We start from the raw sequence: 16963 nt of genomic DNA on the forward strand, positions 1-16963 counted from the left end.
GCCACCCCACCAGGGTCCACCGTTCGATGCCGGTCAGCCCAGCCGGGCGACGGCCGCCCGCAGCCGCGCCAGGTCGCGCCGGCGTCGCTCGTACGTGGCCGCCAGGCCGATCAGCGCCAACCCGCCCAGCGCGAGGAAGATCCATCGGGGCAGCAGGTCCCACCCCCGGGCCAGCTCGTGCAGCGCCAACGGCACCAGCGTCGCCGCGCCCAGCACGACCGGCGCCTGCCAGCGCCGGACCGCCCCACCGAACACGGCGCCGACCGCCACCGTGCCGAGCGCCAGCCGCCGCAACGGTTGCGGGTCCGGCGCCGCCAGCACCGAGACCAGGCTGGGCAGCAGCGCCGCAGCGAGCCCCGGGCCGAGCGCCAGCCAGCTGGTCAGCCCCGGCCGGTGTCGCAGCGCCACCAGGCCGGCGCCGAGGGCGAGCAGCGCCGCCGGCACCGTGTATGCCTCCAGCACCGCCACCTGACCGGCGGCCAGCAGCAGCCAGCCACCGAGCAGTTCGCTGCCGGCCGCGACCGCCGCGAGCCCTCGACGCCGGGCGGGCGTCTCGCCCCGGCGCAGCACCCGGACCGCCACCGCCACGCCCCACAGCACGCACACCCCCGCCGCGTGCCGCAGCGCCCCACCGGTGAGCAGCAACGCAAGCAGCGCCACCCCCTGCGCCACCCCCTCCAGCGCCGCCGCCACCCGCCTCGTCGATCCAGGAGTTGTGGCGCCCACGTTGTCGGGTTCGCGCCTTTCGTCAACGACCACAAGTCCAAGATCGACGAACCCGGGGGTGGTCCGCAGGGCCGGCGCCGCGTGCAGGGTCAGGGCCGCGACGGCCAGGACCGTGAACCCGGCCGTACGCAGCGGCAGCCCGCCGGCCAGCGGCGCGGTGACCGCGAAGCCGGTGGCCGCCGACACGGCGCCGAGCCAGCCGGTGAGCCGGACCCCGGGCGAGCGGCCCGCAATCCCCGCCACGATGCCGGCCACCACCAGCGCCCCCAGCCCGACCAGCGTCCCGGCCCGGGTGGCGAGCAGCCCGCCGAACCCGAAGCCACCGAGCACCGCCCCCAGCGGCAGCAGCACCGCCGCCGCGCGCGCAGCCGGTGCCCCGGCTGAACGCGCGCCGGGCAGCGCGACCGCCTGGGCGCCCGCCTCCGGACGCGCCCCAGCGGGCAGCACCGCGCGCACGCCGACGAGCGCGGCGGTCAGCAGCGCGGCGAGCCCGGTCCCGAACGCCACCGCCGGCACCACCGGCCAGGGCGCGCCGGCCGCAGCGAGCAGCACCGGCAGCGCCACCGCGCCGAAGGGCAGCCCGGCCGGCGCCGACAACCACCAGCCGGAACCCCCGCCGTACGCCGGAGCACCGGCACCCGGCCCGGCCGGGCCCGCCGCAGCCCGGGTCGGGCCCGCCGCAGCAGCCCGGGCAGGCGTCGCCGCCGACCGGGCGTACGCCGCCGCGGCGACACCCAGGAGCAGCAGCACCAGCCCGGCGCGGCCCGTCCCCACCGGGACCGCCGTGCCGGCGGGCGCGCCCGACCAGGGCCGGACCGGCAGGCCCCCCAGCACCGTCAGCGCGGCCGGGGCGGCGGCCAGCAACGCCAGGCCGGCCAGCACCACGCCGACCACCCGGAGGGCCAGCGGCGGGCGGGCCCCGCCACCGGCCGCGAGCGCCAGCAGCGCCCCCGCCACCGCGTAGAGCCCCACCGGCTCGCCGCCGGAGGCGACCAGCGGCCCGAGGCCGACCCCGGCGAGCGCCACCGCGAGTCCTGCCGAGGCGTACCGGCGAAGGTCGGGCCACCGGCGGCGGACCGCGACGACGGCGAGCACCGGCAGCACGACGGCGGCGGTCCCGCCCCGCAACTGCCACCAGGGCGGCGCGCCCAGGCCGAACAGCGCGACGGCCACGCCCGCCGGCACGGCGAGCAGCGCCACGGCCAACGCGATCCCGGCGACGACCGGCTGCGCCCCCGACCCGCGCCGGCCCAGCGCGGCCACCGCCACGCCGAGCCCGGCGGTCACCGCGAGCACGGCACCGGCGCCGGCCGGCGCCGCGCAGCCGACCAGCAGCGCGTGCCCGGCCAGCAGCGCGGCGGTCGACGCGGCGACCGTCACGGTGACCGCGCCTCGGCGTGGCCGGAGCACGGCGCCCAGCAGCAGCACGGCGGCCACCGCGAGGTCGGCGACCAGCACCGCCGGCCAGGGCACGGCCACCACGGCCGGCGCGGCGAGGACGGTCAGCGTGGCCGCGAGCACCCCGACCAGCGGCCGGGCGGCCCGGGGCGCGAGCAACGCCACCGCCCCGGCGACGAGCAGCAGCGCCGGCGGCAACTGCCAGCCCCAGGACGGGACCGGCACGGCCCGGCCGCCCTGCCAGGCCGGGAACGCCGCGATCGCGGTGGCGGCGGCGACCAGGCCGGTCAGCACCACGGCGAGCGCCCCCAGGCCGGCGGCCACGGTGAGGGCCCCCAGCCGGGGACCGGTCCGGAGCCGGGCCGGCAGCGCGCGGACCGCCCCGGCCAGCGCCGCCACCACCAGCCCGGCCGCGAGCAGCAGCAGCCCGGGCCGCCCGGCGGCGACCGGTCGCACCAGCGCGGCGGCGAGCACCGGCACCAGCAGTCCGGTGGCCTCCGCGCGCAGCACCGGGCCGCCGGCCGCGAACGCGCCCACCACCAGGGCCGACGCCACCACCAGCAGCGGGCCACCGGCGAGCAGCGCGGTACCGGCGGCGCGGCCCACGGCCAGCGGCACCAGCGCGCAACCGGCCGCCAGGACCAGCGCCCCGCCGTATCCGAGCCAGCCGAGCACCACCCCGGCCCGGGCCGCCGGACCGGCCGCCACCGGCGGCGCGTCGCCCCCTCGCGACGCGCCGCCGGCGACCCGGCGGCGCAGGACGACCACCACCACGAGGTCGCCCAGCGCCAGCGCGGTCAGGGCCAGCGCCCAGCCGGCCGCCGTCGGCCGGGCCGCCGCCACGGCCAGCGGCAGCACCGGCTGCGCGGCCAGCCACGCCGCGAACCACGGCGCGGTGAGCCGGCTCAGCCGCGCGTACCCGGCCGCCACCACCCCGGTCACGGCCGCGACCAGCGCGGCATACCGGCTACCCGGCCAGCCGGCCACCCCGAGCAGGTCCACCGACCACGCCGCGTACCCGTCCAGGAGCACCAGGAGCAGCCCGACCGCGGCGATCGTCTCGGCGGTGCCGCGCAGGCCGCGCGCCCGGGCCGGCAGCGGCGCGGCGAGCGCCAGCACGGTGACGCCGAGCAGGATCAGCGCCCGGCCGGCCACCCCGAACGCCGCCCAGGCGACCGCGGTGAAGACCACCGCGGCGGTGCCGAGCAGCAGTCCACCGAGGACGAAAAGCAGGCCCTGCACCGCCCGGGTGGAGGTTTCCGCGCCGCCGGGGCGCACCGGGACGGCGGCGGGCGGCGCCGGCCGGGCCGGCACCGGCACCGGAGCGGCGACCGGGCGCGGGGCGGGGATCTCCTGCCGGATCCGGGCGGCCAGCGCCGAGCGCCGCTGGCGGACCGTGGACAGCCGGCCGGACAACTCCTGGTACGCGAGCCGGGCCGCGTCCACCCGCGGGGTCAACGCGACGATCTCCCGGTCCAGCCGCAGCACCTCGGCGGCGGGCGGGTAGGGCGGGCGACCGCAGGCGCGGCAGCCGACGACGAGGTCGGCCGGTGCGCCGCAACCGGGGCAGGGGTAGCCGGTGTTCTCCACCCCGCCAGCCTCGCGGACGGCACGGTGGGCGGACAGAGTAGGCGTACCTAGGGGCGGGTGTGTTCGCGCACCCAGGCCGTGTAGTCGGGGTTGCCGCTGTCCTCCCGGCTGACCAGGATCTCCGGCACCTCGTACGGATGGTTGGCGCGGAGCTGGTCGACAAGCGCGTCCACCCGGTCCGGCGTGGTCTTGAACCGTACCCACCACTCGGCGGTGGTCTGGATCGCCGACTGCCACCAGTAGGTGCTGTCGACCGGCCCGCCGACCTGGGCACACGCCGCCAGGCGGCCGGCGACGGCCGCGGCCGCCAACACGTCCGCCACCCGGCGGGCGTCCACCACCGTCGTCACCACGCAGATCTGCTCCACCAGCGCACCCTACGCGGCGACCGGGCCGCCGCGCCGGACCCGGGCGGGAAAGCCCGCTCAGGCGTCGGTCGTGCCGTCCCGGTTCGCCGCCACCCACCTGTCGATCCGAGCCCACCAGTCGAACAGCCAGTCGATCCGTTCCTGCCTGCCGGCCGGGATCTCCTCGGGCGGCACGGACCAGAACCGCATCACGATCCGCTTGTCCATCGGCAGCTCACGCCACACGTCCGCGACCGTGAGCATCTGGTCCAGGCCGGTGTGCGCCACGAAGATCACCCCGGCGTCCGGCGCGGCGTCGAGCACGGCGAGCAGACCGCCCGGCTGCGGCGCGAGCACGTGCTGCATCCGCTCGGCGCGCAGCGCCATCCGCTCCAGGCCGAGCGCGCGCAGCCGGGCGATCGCGCGCAGCCGGCGCGACGGGGTGAAGTTGCCGCCCTCCGGGAAGATCACGAAGGCGTCGTCGTCGTCGAGGCCGGTGGCCAGGTGCCCGATCTGCCGCACCGCCGAGTCACGGCCGTCCGGGCCGGGCGCGATGAACCGGTTGGGCAACCGGTTGAGCAGCACGTCGATGGCCGGGTCCCACTGGAGGCTCTCCTTGAGCACGATCCGGGGCTCCCGGTGGAACCAGTTCACCAGCGCGTGGATCAGGATGAACGAGTCACCCGGTCCGGCGTGCCGGCAGAGCACCAGCTCGGGCCGGCCGGGCAGCGCGGTGTCCGGGTCGGTGCCGACCACGTCGATGCTCAGCCGCAGCGTCCACCGGGCCTGCCAGAACAGCGCCCGCAGGAAGCGGCCGGCGACCACGTAGTGAGCCCGTTGGAAGGCCGGCGACCGCTTGTGCCGGCCGAACCCGGAGGCCAGCCAGAGCAGGAAGAGGGCGAGCAGCGCGGCGGCGTCCCAGACCAGGTAGACGGCGCCGATCCAGAGCAGCCGCAGCGGGCGCAGCCGCCCCGGTACCAGCGGCGACGCGGCCAGCGCCAGCAATGCCCAGCCCGGCAGCGTGATCACCACGGCGAAGGCGAGCAGCACGACGCCCGGCGCGAGCAGCAGCCGGCGGACCCAGCGGGGTGGCAGCGGCATCAGCGGTCCAGCGCGGTGTCCAGGTAGCGGCGGGAGGCGGTGTACGCCCGGCTGATCCGCCGCCCCACCGCCGCCATGTCCCGGTATGCCCAGGGACTGTCGTCGCGCGGGTCCAGCCCGCCGGTCGGCAGCACGTGCACCTCGACGCCGTCGGGCAGCGCCGCCATCTCCCGGGCGAACCGGTGCCTTCGGGCGATCTCGAACGCGACCTGGGCGATCTCCCACGGCCGGCGGGGCGGGCTCAGCTCGCGTTCGATCCGGCCCACCTGGAGTACGAAGATCCGCGTCGCCCCGGCCGCCACCGCCTCGCCGACCGGGATCGAGTTGACCACCCCGCCGTCGATGTAGTGCTGCCCGGCGATCTGGGCGGGCGGCAGCAGCCCGGGCACCGAGGCGGACGCGAGCACCGCCGGCACCACCGGCCCGGCGGAGAACCAGTGCTCGGCGGCGCGCTCGATGTTCGCGGCGCAGCACCGGAACGGCACGGCCAGGTCGGCGAACGTGGTCGCCTCGCCCAGCTCGCTCTCCAGCAGCCGGCGCAGCGGGCGCGGCGAGTGCAGGTGGGTGCGCGCGGCGAACCGGCGTAGCTGCCGGGCGACCGAGTCGCCGTACACCTCGCTCGCCTCCGGGGAGGCCCAGAGCCGGACCAGCCGGTCGGTGACCGACTCGGTCGGGTCGGCGGCGACCAGCGCGCCGTTGACCGCGCCGATCGACGTGCCGAGCACCAGGTCGGGGTGGATCCGGGCGCGGAACAGGGCACGCAGCATGCCCACCTCGACCGCGCCCAGCACTCCCCCGCCGCCGAGCACGAACGCCACCGGACCGCCTGCCATGCCGTTCATCCTGGCACGCGGCCCACAGCCCGGCCCGCCGGTGCCACCGGGCCGGACGGCCGGTCACCCCACGCCATCGCGGCGGCGCGCAGCGCCACCGGAGATCGAGGCCCGTTGACAGGTCGGACACATTCCCGCAACCTGATAGCGCTCCCGAGCCCAGGGCAGGTGCGAGGTGAAGGCGACACTCCAGGCCGGCCGTCTGCTGGCCCGGCGGTACCGGCTCATCGACCGGATCGGCGCCGGCGGCATGTCGGTGATCTGGCGGGCCCGCGACGAGGTCCTCGACCGGGTGGTGGCGGTGAAGGTCCTCGCCCCCTCGCTCGCCGCCGACGCCCGGTTCCGCGACATGGTGCGCGAGGAGGCCCGCTCGGCCGCCCAGCTCGACCACCCGCACGTCACCGCCGTGCACGACTACGGCGAGACGGTGGCCCCGGACGGCTCGATCACCTCGTTCGTGGTGATGGAGCTGCTCAGTGGCGAGGAGCTGGAACACCGGCTGACCGAGGGCCCGCTGCCCTGGCCGACGGCGGTGGAGACGGGCGCCCAGGTGGCCGAGGCGCTGGCCGCGGCGCACCGGCTCGGCATCGTGCACCGGGACGTCACCCCGGCCAACGTGATGATGACCGGCGTCGGGGCGAAGGTGCTCGACTTCGGCATCGCCACCCGGGTCGGCGCGCCGGACGAGGACGAGGACGGCGGCACGTTCGGCACCCCGGCGTACGTGGCGCCGGAACGGCTGGACGGGGCGCCGGCCCAGCCGGCCACCGACGTCTACTCGCTCGGCGTGCTGCTCTTCGAGACGCTGACCGGCCAACCGCCGTACCCGGCGGACACCTGGGAGCAACTCAGCGCGGCGCTGGCGGAGAGCCCGCCGCCCACGCTCGACGGCGTACCGGGGCTGCCCCGGCCGGTCGCGGACATCTGCCTGCGCTGCCTGGCCCGCGACCCACGGCAGCGGCCCACCGCGCACCAGGTCGCGGCCGCGCTGCGTGACCAGCTGCTGCCCGCCGACCCGCAGGCGACCACCATGCTGGCGCCGACGATGACGCTGCCCGCGCTGACGTCCGCGCCGACCCGGCCGGCGTCGGCGCCGACGCCGTCGACGTCGACGTCCACGCCCCCGGAGCCGCCGTCCCCGCCGGCGCGGCGGCGGGGCCTGGTGCTGGCGGGCGCCGGCGTGGTGCTGGTCGCCGCCGCCGCGCTGCTGGTGCCGGCGCTGACCCCGGACCGGCCGGTCGACCCGCGGGTGCTGCCGACCGCCGGGCCGGTGGAGGCGCCCACCGGCGCGCCGCCGGCGACGCAGGACCCGACCGCCACGGCGCCGACCGAGCCGACCGGCGCGCCGACCACCGCCGCCCCGACGCCGCCGGCGGGCGACGCGACGGATCCGGCCGAGCGGGTGGACGGGCTGATCGAGGCCGGGCTGGCGGACGGTCAGATCCGCGAGGACGTCGGGGTGGACCTGCGCAACCTGCTGCGCAACGCGGTGGCCGCGAGTGACGAGGGCGCGGTGACCGCCGCCGTGGAACGGCTCCGCGGCAAGATCGTCGAGCGCCGGCGCGAGGGCAGCATCGCCCCCGGGTACGCGCGGCAGCTCGACGCCGCCGCGGCGGCACTGGTGGCCGGACGCGCCTGAGCAGCGGTCAGCCGGCGAGGAGCGGGGCGACCGCCCAGGGGCCGTCCGCCGTCGCCCGCCCGGCCAGGAAGCCCCGGTAGACCGCCTCGTGGTCGGCGGCCATCCGTTCCACCGAGAAGTTCCGGGCCACGTGCGCGATGCAGTCGGCGGGGTCCAGGTCGGCCGCCGCGCGCAGCGCCGCCGGCAACTCCTCGGCGTGGTCGCAGACCAGCCCGGTGATCCCGGTACGGACCAGCTCCGGCACGGCACCGCGGCGCAACGCCACCACCGGCGTGCCGGTCGCCATCGCCTCCACCATCACCATGCCGAACGGCTCGGCCCACTGGATCGGCATGACCAGGCACCGAGCCTCGAGCAGCAGCCGCAGCACGACCTCGCGGTCCGCGTTCACCACCAGGCTGACGTCGTCGCCCAGCAGCGGCTCCACCACCTGCTCGAGATAGCGGCGCTCGGCCGGCTCGTTGCACTTGCCCGCCAGGGTGAGCGGCAACCCGGCCGCCCGGCAGGCGCGGATCGCCACGTCGGGGCCCTTGTCCGGGCTGAACCGGGCGAGCCAGAGCACCGGCCCGCGCCCCGGCGCCCGCTTGCGCGGGAAGTCCCGCAGCGGCATCGCGTTGTGCACCGTGCCGACCCAGGGCAGGCCGGGGTTGGCCCGGCGCTGGGCGTGCGAGATCGCGATCAGGCCGACCCCCCGGTCGGTGTTGCTCAGCACGGTGCCGTACTCGCCGACCGGGTTGCCGTGCACCGTGGCGACGGTGGGGACGCGACGCCGGCCCGCCACCAGCGGGCCGATGGTGCTGTGGTCGTGCACCAGGTCGAAGTCCGCCGGGCCGACCAGCCGGTCGACGTGGGCCAGGTGGGCCAGTTCGGGCAGCGACTCGCCCAGCCTGTCGTACTGCAGCTCGGCGCAGGTCGAGACGAACTCGGCGGCGGTGCCGTGCTCCGTGCCGGCGCCGAAGAGCGTCACCGCGTGCCCGTGGTCGACGAGCGTGTCGACCAGACCGGCCACCAGGGTTTCCAGCCCGCCGTAGCCGGGTGGCGGCACGGACAGCCACGGCGGGACCACCATCGCGATCCGGAGCGGCCCGGCCCGCGCGCGCTCGGACGGCGGCTGGTTCACGGCCACGAGTCCCTCCCCGCTGGTACCCCGGCGTACCCGATCGGCGACGGGTTCCCGAGGCGGCAGGCGGTAAACGGCGGCCCGCCGGCCAGGTCGGCCGGGCTCACCCGCATCGGGTGAGCAGACGAGGAGGGGCGGCGGGCGGCGGAGCCAACCCCCTTGGCTCCGTCGCCCGCCGCCCGGGAGGGAGGCAGGTCTCGTGGACTATGACGTCTCGGCGAGCGTCACGGTTGCCTTCTCGTCGGATCCGTTTCGCTTGAACTGGATCTCGACCCGGTCGCCGACCTTGCCGGCCTGCACCGCGCCGACCAGGTCGTTGGAGTCGTTGACCGGCTTGTCACCGAACTTGGTGATCACGTCGCCCCGCTGGAGCCCGGCCTTCTCGGCGGCGCTGCCCGGGGTGACGGCGGCGACCAGCGCGCCGCCGTCCTCGGCCGCGTTCACGCTGACCCCGAGGGAGGGGTGGCTGATCTTTTCGCCGCGCTGGAGCTTCTCGGCCACGTCCTTGGCCTTGTTGCTCGGGATGGCGAAGCCGACGCCGATGTTGCCGTTGCTGCCCTGCCCGGCGGTGGCGATCGCGGTGTTGATGCCGATCACCTCACCCCGGGTGTTGACCAACGCGCCGCCGGAGTTGCCCGGGTTGATCGGGGCGTCGGTCTGCAGCAGGCCGGAGATCGAGCTGGCGCCCTGCGGGCTCTGCTGCTGCTGGCCGCCCTCACCGGCGGAGATGGTGCGGTCGCGAGCGCTGAGGATGCCGGCGGTCACCGAACCCTGCAGGCCGAGCGGGCTGCCCAGCGCGAGCACCTGGTCGCCGACCTGCATGCCGTCGCTGTCGCCGAACTTCGCCGCCTTCAGGCCGCTCACGCCGCTGGCCTGGACCACCGCGAGGTCGGTCTTCGGGTCGGTCCCGACGATCTTCGCCGAGGCGGTCCTGCCGTCGGCGAAGACCACCTTCACGGTGTTGCCGGCGGCGGAGGCGACCACGTGGTTGTTGGTCAGCACGAACCCGTCGGCGCTGAGGATCACCCCGGAGCCCTCACCGCTGTCCGTCATGATCGTGACGATGCTGTCCTGCACGGACGCCGCGATCTTGGGCAGATCGGCGCTGTTGATCACCGGAGCGGCGGAGTAGGTGCGGGTGATCCCGCCGCCGTCGTCGAGGGCGAGCGCCAGCGCGCCACCGGCCACGCCCGAGCCGAGCATCAGGGCCAGCGCCAGCGCGCCCGCGCCGACGAACTTGCCGGCCCGGCTCGGCCGCGCCGGCTGCTGCTGGCCCCACGGCGGGACCGGCTGGCCGGCCTGGTGCTGGTGCTGGTGATACGGCTGGTGTTCCGGCTGCGCCTGGTAGGAAGGCACCGGCCCGCCGGCGTGCTGGGCCGGTGGGTAGCCGGCGCCGCCCTGCTGGGCCCAGCCGCCGTGCTGCTGCCCCCCGTACCAGGGATGCGGCTGCTGCGGCTGCCCGGAGACCGGGTACTGCGGGGCGTACGGGCTGGCCGGGGTCGCGGCCGGCGGACCGTACGGGCCGGCCGGCGGACCGTACGGGCCGGCCGGCGCGCCGGACGCGGGCGCGTACGGGCTGGCCGGGGTGTCGGCGGGTGCGGTGGTTCCGGCGGCCGGGGAGTCGGCCGGAACCGACGCGGCGGCCGGGGTGGAGTCCGATGTCCCGCTCTGGGCGCGGGGCAGCTCGGCGGTGTGGTGCGACGGCTCGGCGTCGGCGGGGGCCGGCGACCGCTGCGGCTCGGTCTCGTGGTCGGTCATGCCTACAGCTTTCCCCGTGGCACTGTCACCAGCCTGGGATCCGCCTGAATGTTTTCTGTAAGTCACTCGCCCGGCTCGGGCGCCTCGGTCAGCAGCGGCAGCTTCACCCGGAACGTCGCTCCGCCGCCCGGCGTCTCCGCCGCCTCCACCGTGCCGTGGTGCGCCGCCACCAGCGCGGCGACGATGGCCAGGCCGAGGCCGGTGCTGGCCGGCCGGCCGGCCCGGCGGGTCCGGGCGGCGTCCACCCGGTAGAACCGCTCGAAGACCCGCTCGGCCTGCTCCGAGGTGAGGCCGGGGCCGGTGTCCGAAACCTCCACCACGGCGAGGTTCCCCGGCTCCGCCCGCAGCCGCAGCGTCACCGCGGCGTCCGACGGGGTGTGGGTGAGCGCGTTGGTCATCAGGTTGCCGATCACCTGCCGCAGCCGGGCGTCGTCGCCGAGCACCACCAACTGGCCCGCGCCCGGCTCCCGCTCCAGCTCGATCCGCCGGTCCGGGTCGACCACCCGGGCCGCCTCGACCGCGTCCGACGCCAGCACCGGCAGCTCCACCGGGGCCAGCGCGATCGGCCGCTCCCGGTCCATCCGCGCGAGCAGCAGCAGGTCCTCGACCAGCAGCCCCATCCGGGACGCCTCGTCCTCGATGCGGCGCAGCAGGTCGGCGGTCTGCTCCGGGGCCCGCGCCGCGCCCTGCCGGTACAGCTCGGCGAAGCCGCGGATCGTGGTCAGCGGGGTCCGCAGCTCGTGCGAGGCGTCCGCGATGAACTGCCGCATCCGCTCCTCGGAGCGGCGGGCCCGCGCCTCGGACGCCTGCGCGTACGCGGCGGCGTCCCGGGCGCCCACCTCGGCGCTGCGCGCCGCCGCCTCGGAGGCGGCCCGCGCGGTGAACGCGGCCTCGATCTGCGCCAGCATCGCGTTCAACGCCCGGGAGAGCCGGCCCAGCTCGGAGGTCGGGCACGGCCGGCCCTCCTCCGGGTCGGGCACCCGCCGGGTCAGGTCGCCGCCGGCGATGGCCGCCGCGGTCCGCTCTATCTCCACCAGCGGCTTGAGACTGGTACGCACGATGCCCGCGCCGACCGACGCGAGCGAGATCAGCACCGCCCCTCCGACCAGCAGGTCGATCCATACGAGTTGCCGGACCGCGGCGTCGACGCCGGTGAGGTGCTGACCGAACGCGATGATCCGGCCGTCCGGAAGGGTGGTGTACAACATGCGCCACCGGCTCCGGCCGTCCTCCGAGCGCACGGTGAACGGGTCACCCACCTGGTCCTTGTAGCCGGCGTAGTCGGCGGGGAACCGGGGCAACTCCTCGTCGCGCAGACCGGCGTAGCGCGCGGGCGCGGCGGGCGACTCGTCGGGCGCCACCGTGGTGGCCACGTAGTCGGACGGAATGTTGACCTTGACGGGGTTGCCGTTTGCCTGGTCCAGGGTGCGAGCCACGTTGATGGCGCCGCCGCGGAGCTGGTCGTCCGCCTGCCCGATCAGGTAGTTGCGCAGCAGGAAGGCGGTCAGGCCACTGATCACCACCAGCGCCAGGGCGACCAGCGCGAGCACCGAGGCGACCAGCTTCAGGCGGAGCGGGACGGTGCGCACCCAGCCCTTCGCGTCGTGGAGGGCGTTCACGCCGCCGGCTTGCGCAGCACGTACCCGACCCCGCGCAGGGTGTGGATGAGCCGGGGCTGGGTGTTGTCGACCTTGCGCCGCAGGTAGGAGATGTAGGACTCGACGATGTTGTCGTCGCCGCGGAAGTCGTAGTTCCACACGTGGTCGAGGATCTGCGCCTTGCTGAGCACCCGGTTGGCGTTGAGCATCAGGTAGCGCAGCAGCTTGAACTCGGTCGGCGAGAGCTGCACCCGCTGGCCGGCCCGGTGCACCTCGTGGGTCTCCTCGTCCAGCTCCAGGTCGGCGAAGGTGAGCCGGGACGGGGCCTGCTCGCCGGTCGCGGTGCGCCGCAGCACGGCCCGGATCCGGGCGGTCAGCTCCTCCAGGCTGAACGGCTTGGTGACGTAGTCGTCGCCGCCCAGGGTCAGCCCTCGGATCTTGTCGTCGGTGGCGTCCCGGGCGGTCAGGAACACCACCGGGGTACGCGTGCCGCCCTGGCGGAGCATCCGGATGACCTCGAAGCCGTCGAGGTCGGGCAGCATCACGTCGAGCACGACCAGGTCGGGCCGGTGGTCCTTGGCGGCGTGCAGCGCCGCGCTGCCGCTGGTCGCGGTGGCCACGTCGAAGCCCGCGAAGCGCAGGCTCGCGGAGAGCAGTTCGAGGATGTTGGGATCGTCCTCGACGACGAGAAGTCGGGCCTCGGTCTGGGTAGCCGCCATGGCTCCCATCATCCGCGCTCCGGCTGCGGTCGCGCTGGGCGGAAGCTGGAAACAACCTGTGAGCTCAGCGGAGCAGTCGCCGCAGCCCGTCGAGCGCGCCGTCGAGCAGCCGGATCGCGGTGCGGAGCTGGTTGTCGCTCAGCCGCCCGGCCCGGACCAGCGCGCCGACCTCGACGGTGAACGCGGCCAGCCGCTCGTCGAACTCGGCGAGCAGCGGCGACCCGGCGGGCCGGGTCGCGCCCCCGTTGCCGCCGGACCGGACGGTCGGCGGCGGCGTCCAGCGGCCCTGCCGGGTCTGCCGGGCCACCTCGCGCAGCTCGCGTTTCAGGTCGCGCGCGGAGCCGCGTACCTCGGTGCGGATCTCGCCGGCCAGCGCGGAGAGATCCTCGACGGAGGCGCTGATGTCGGCCTCCAGGGTGGCCAGCTCGTCGGCGCGTTGCCGCAGCTCGGCGCGCCCGGCCTCGGTGATCTCGTAGACCTTGCGCCCGCCCGCCGCGGTGTGGGTGACCAGTTCCTCCACCTCCAGCCGTTGCAGGCGGGGGTAGATGGTGCCGGCGCTGGGCGCGTAGAGCCCGAGGAAGCGCTCCTCCAGCAGACGGATCAGCTCGTAGCCGTGCTTGGGACCGTCGTCGAGGAGCTTGAGCAGGTAGAGCCGGAGCCGCCCGTGGCTGAACACGGCGGTCACGGCAGGTCCTCCTGATCGTCGACGTCCGTGACCGGGCGGGCCAGCAGCGCGATGCTGCCCGACGTCGCGGACGCCCAGAGCTTACCCGCGCCCCCGCCGAGCACCCCGTGGCTGTCCTTGACCGCGCCGAAGCCGTGCTGGCCGCCGCAGATCTGCGGGAAGCCGCTGGTGATCCGGCCGGAGGTGGTGTGCAGGTGCACGCTGAGGTCGCTGTCCTCGCGGACCCGGACGGTGATGCTGCCGGAGATGGCGCTGAGCCGGATCTCGCTGCCCCGGGGATTGTCCAGGTCGCAGGTGATCGAGCCGGAGACCGCGTGGGCGCGGACCCGCTCGGGCGCGCTGTCGGCCAGGATCAGCTCGCCGGAGACGGTCTCCAGGTCGAGGTCGCCGCCGATGCCGAGCGCCTCCACCGGGCCGGAGACGACCTTGGCGGTGGTGCGGCCGCGCAGCCCCATCAGGGTGACCTGGCCGGAGGTGACGTCGACCCGGGTGTCGCGGCGCAACCCGGAGGCGACCAGCGCGCCGTCCACCAGGTGCAGGTCGGCCAGCGCCTGGGCGGGCACGGCGACCGACACCTCGGCGCGGAACCGGCGGCGGAGCTGACCGAGCCACCAGAGCACGCCCGGCCAGCGGGGAAACCGCTCGTGCCGGACGCTCAGCCGCCCGTCGCGCAGCTCGACCACGAGCGGCCGGCGACTGATCCGGGTGACGTCGACCCGGGCCGGACCGTCGGTGCCGACCACGTTGAGCCGGCCGCTGACCAGCCGGACGTCCAGCCGGGTGACCGGCTCGTCCAACGTGATCCGCTGCGGGCCGTCGACCGTCCAGCTGGCCATGGCGTCCTCCCCTCGACGACGTGTCGCCCGACACGTCGAGTCACGGGAGGAGCATAACGCGATACATCGCGACTCAACAAGACTGTGTCGCGTCTCCGACCGCGCCTCACCGGGGTCGCGACAGGTGGATCGCGGCCTCGGCGGCGCGGGCCAGCAGCCGGCGGTCCGCGCCGTCGGCCGGGTGCAGCGCGGCGGCCACGGTCACCGCCACGGTCAGGTCCCGGGCGGCCAGCACCCGGCGCACCGACGCCCAGAGCGTCTCCGCACCGAGGAAGGCGGGCAGCGTGCTCGGGTCGCCCGCGTACCGGTAGGCGACGGTCAGCGGCACCACCGGCGCGCCGGCCACCACCGCCGCCTGGAACATCGCCGGACGGAAGCCGCGGCCGGGACGGCAGCCGGCCGCCGCGCCGCACCACGTCGTACCCTCCGGGAACACCGCCACCGGATGCCCGGCGCGCAGCGCGTCGGCCACCCGGGCGACCGTGGCCGGCAGCTCACGCGGCCGGGCCCGGTCCACGAAGACGGTGCCGGCCACGGCGGCCAGCGCGCCCATGACCGGCCAGCCCCGGACCTCCCGTTTGGCCAGCATCCGGGCCGGCGACACCGCCAGCACCGCGAGGACGTCCAGCCAGGAGACGTGGTTGGCGACCAGCAGCGCGCGGCGGCGCGGCGGCCGGCCCCGGACCTCCAGCCGCACGCCGAGGGCACGGAGCGTCGCCCGGGCCCAACCGCGCAGCGCGGCCTGCCGGTCGGCCGCCGGCAGCACCGGCAGCAGCGCGGCCAGACCGGCCCCGGCCACGAGCATTCCGAGTACGCCGAGCAGCCGGCCGGCCCGGCGCGGGGCGGACACGTCCGGCGCGGCCGGCGGGGGCAGGCAGCACGGCCCGCAGCCAGAGGCGGGCCGCCACAGCCCGTCGCCGGGCGGGTGGACGCCGGCCGGGAAACCGGCGACGCCGGCCCGGCTCGGGCGGGCGGCGTCCACGAGCAGCGTCACGAGCCCACCTCACCGAGGAAGTGCCGCAGGTGGCGCGGGTTCATCCGGTCCAGCGAGAACAGCACGTAGTAGTCGGCGCAGCCGAAGTCCGGGTCGTACGCCGGTTCGCCGGCCACCCAGGCGCCGAGCCGCAGGTAACCGCGGAGCAGCGGCGGGACGAGCCCTCGGCGTTCGGCCGGGGTGAGCGGGGCGGGCACGGCGGCGGCCGGCGCCTCGGCGAACCAGGGCCGGCGCGGGGTCACCCGCAGCGGCGGCGGGGCGAGGTGCCGGTCGGTGGCCTGTGCCCACACCTCGGCGGCCGCGACCCCGCCGTCGGCGACCGGCACCGAGGCGCAGCCGCCGAGCCAGCGGGAGCCACGCAGGTGCAGGTAGCGGCAGATGCCGGCCCACATCAGGTTGATCACGGCGCCGGTGCGGTGGTCCGGGTGCACGCAGGAGCGGCCGGCCTCGACCAGGTGGGGGCGGAGCGGGGCCAGCGCGCGCAGGTCGAACTCGCCGTCGGCGTACCGCCGGTCGGTGCGGCCGGGCGGCAGCAGCCGGTAGGTGCCGACCACCTCGCCGGTACCCTCGCGGAGCACCACCAGGTGGTCGCAGTGCGCGTCGAACTCGTCGGCGTCGAGCCCGGCGGCCCCGGGCGGCAGGGAGGCGCCGAGTTCACCGGCGAACACCTCGTGGCGCAGGCGTTGCGCGGCCGCGACCAGGGTCGGGTCGTCGGCGATCAGCAGGGTATAACCGCTGGTCGTGATGGGTGCGCCAGCGGCGTGCAGAACGGCCATGGGTCCTGTGTAAGGGCCGCGGGTTGCCGTACCCGGGGTGAGGGGTGTCGATCCGGTGAACGCCCGTCGGCGGTGGCGTGCGAAGCGGGGACGGCGGGTGTGCGAGGCTGCCGGGCGACCACCGGCGGCGGCGCCGGCGGCCCCGAACCCGGAGGTGCACGTGCTGGTCGAGGCCCGTTTCCACGGACCGGACGGCTCCGGCAACGGTGGCTGGAGCGCCGGGATCTTCGCCGCGCTTGTCGACGACCGGGGGCCGGTGGAGGTCACGTTGCGCCGGCCGCCGCCGCTGGACACCCCGCTGGCCGCCGCCGACGGCGAGGTGCGCGACCCGCAGGGCCGACTGGTCGCCGAGGTGCGTCGGGTCGAGCCGGTCGACGCGGTGGTGCCGCCGGTGGACCCGGCCACGGCCGAGGACGCCGCGCGGGCGTACCCCGGGCTGGTGGACCACCCGTTCCCCGGCTGCTACGTCTGCGGCCCGGACCACCCGGACGGGCTGCGGATCTTTCCCGGCCGGCTGCCGGACGGGCGGACCGCCGCGCCGTTCCGCGCCCCGGCCGAGGTGGTGCCCGCCACGGTCTGGGCGGCGCTGGACTGCCCCGGCGGGTGGGCGGTGCTCTCCGCCGGCCGCCCGTACGTGCTGGGTCGGATCGCCGCGCAGGTCACGGCGCTGCCGCGGCCCGGCGACGCGTGCGTGGTGACCGGCCTCGCGGTCGGCCGCGAGGGCCGGAAGGCCGAGGTGCACACCAGCCTGTACGGTCTGGACGGCGCGTTGCTCGGCCGGGCCCGTGCCACCTGGGTCGCGCTGCCGACCGGGTGATCTCCTCCCTGAGGAGGACGGCGCGT

The 16963-nt window shown here is 76.5% G+C and carries 14 protein-coding genes; 2 read left to right on the plus strand and 12 right to left on the minus strand.

The annotated features are described in order from the left end of the window. Positions 1–33: 33 nt before the first annotated feature. The 4 genes from ACGFI2_RS19835 to ACGFI2_RS19850 are packed head-to-tail and all read right to left on the minus strand — an operon-like array spanning position 34 to position 5995. A complete protein-coding gene (locus ACGFI2_RS19835) occupies positions 34–3714 on the minus strand; it encodes an SCO7613 C-terminal domain-containing membrane protein (protein WP_393518940.1) in 3681 nt (1226 codons plus the stop codon). Between the two features lie 47 nt (positions 3715–3761). Further along, a complete protein-coding gene (cutA, locus tag ACGFI2_RS19840) occupies positions 3762–4082 on the minus strand; it encodes a divalent-cation tolerance protein CutA (protein WP_358032031.1) in 321 nt (106 codons plus the stop codon). A gap of 57 nt (positions 4083–4139) precedes the next feature. Continuing rightward, the gene (locus ACGFI2_RS19845) at positions 4140–5162 is read right to left on the minus strand and encodes a 1-acyl-sn-glycerol-3-phosphate acyltransferase (RefSeq protein WP_393518943.1); all 1023 of its coding nucleotides are present in this window, start codon (positions 5160–5162) and stop codon (positions 4140–4142) included. Continuing rightward, positions 5162–5995: a patatin-like phospholipase family protein gene (locus ACGFI2_RS19850; protein ID WP_393518946.1), complete on the minus strand. Its 834-nt coding sequence runs from the start codon at positions 5993–5995 to the stop codon at positions 5162–5164. The genes ACGFI2_RS19845 and ACGFI2_RS19850 overlap by 1 nt, the downstream gene beginning before the upstream one ends. A gap of 175 nt (positions 5996–6170) precedes the next feature. Between ACGFI2_RS19850 and ACGFI2_RS19855 the strand changes: the two genes are divergently transcribed. After that, positions 6171–7634 (plus strand): serine/threonine-protein kinase, encoded by a 1464-nt coding sequence (locus tag ACGFI2_RS19855; protein WP_393518949.1) that lies wholly within the window; start codon positions 6171–6173, stop codon positions 7632–7634. A 7-nt stretch (positions 7635–7641) separates the two neighbouring features. Here ACGFI2_RS19855 and ACGFI2_RS19860 read toward each other — a convergent pair whose 3' ends face one another. From ACGFI2_RS19860 to ACGFI2_RS19895, 8 genes are all read right to left on the minus strand, one after another. Next, a complete protein-coding gene (locus ACGFI2_RS19860; protein WP_393519300.1) occupies positions 7642–8703 on the minus strand; it encodes a glycosyltransferase family 4 protein in 1062 nt (353 codons plus the stop codon). A 255-nt stretch (positions 8704–8958) separates the two neighbouring features. Next, positions 8959–10512, minus strand: coding sequence for a trypsin-like peptidase domain-containing protein (locus ACGFI2_RS19865; RefSeq protein WP_393518952.1), 1554 nt, complete (start codon positions 10510–10512; stop codon positions 8959–8961). 62 nt (positions 10513–10574) lie between these two features. Beyond that, positions 10575–12131: a sensor histidine kinase gene (locus tag ACGFI2_RS19870; RefSeq protein ID WP_393518955.1), complete on the minus strand. Its 1557-nt coding sequence runs from the start codon at positions 12129–12131 to the stop codon at positions 10575–10577. After that, positions 12128–12829 (minus strand): response regulator transcription factor, encoded by a 702-nt coding sequence (locus ACGFI2_RS19875; RefSeq protein WP_393518958.1) that lies wholly within the window; start codon positions 12827–12829, stop codon positions 12128–12130. The genes ACGFI2_RS19870 and ACGFI2_RS19875 overlap by 4 nt, the downstream gene beginning before the upstream one ends. 64 nt (positions 12830–12893) lie before the next feature. Further along, complete coding sequence (locus ACGFI2_RS19880) at positions 12894–13514, minus strand: PadR family transcriptional regulator (protein WP_393518961.1); 621 nt, start codon at positions 13512–13514, stop codon at positions 12894–12896. Further along, the gene (locus ACGFI2_RS19885) at positions 13511–14350 is read right to left on the minus strand and encodes a DUF4097 domain-containing protein (protein WP_393518964.1); all 840 of its coding nucleotides are present in this window, start codon (positions 14348–14350) and stop codon (positions 13511–13513) included. The genes ACGFI2_RS19880 and ACGFI2_RS19885 overlap by 4 nt, the downstream gene beginning before the upstream one ends. 106 nt (positions 14351–14456) lie before the next feature. Further along, on the minus strand, positions 14457–15260 hold the full coding sequence (locus ACGFI2_RS19890; protein ID WP_393519301.1) for a lysophospholipid acyltransferase family protein: 804 nt from the start codon (positions 15258–15260) through the stop codon (positions 14457–14459). An 80-nt stretch (positions 15261–15340) separates the two neighbouring features. After that, positions 15341–16120: a GNAT family N-acetyltransferase gene (locus tag ACGFI2_RS19895; RefSeq protein WP_393518966.1), complete on the minus strand. Its 780-nt coding sequence runs from the start codon at positions 16118–16120 to the stop codon at positions 15341–15343. Between the two features lie 160 nt (positions 16121–16280). Here ACGFI2_RS19895 and ACGFI2_RS19900 point away from each other — a divergent pair, with 160 nt between their 5' ends. Further along, a complete protein-coding gene (locus ACGFI2_RS19900) occupies positions 16281–16937 on the plus strand; it encodes a hypothetical protein (protein WP_393519303.1) in 657 nt (218 codons plus the stop codon). Positions 16938–16963 lie beyond the last annotated feature (26 nt).

The sequence above is a fragment of the Micromonospora sp. NPDC049282 genome (assembly GCF_043197045.1).
GTDB lineage: Bacteria > Actinomycetota > Actinomycetes > Mycobacteriales > Micromonosporaceae > Micromonospora.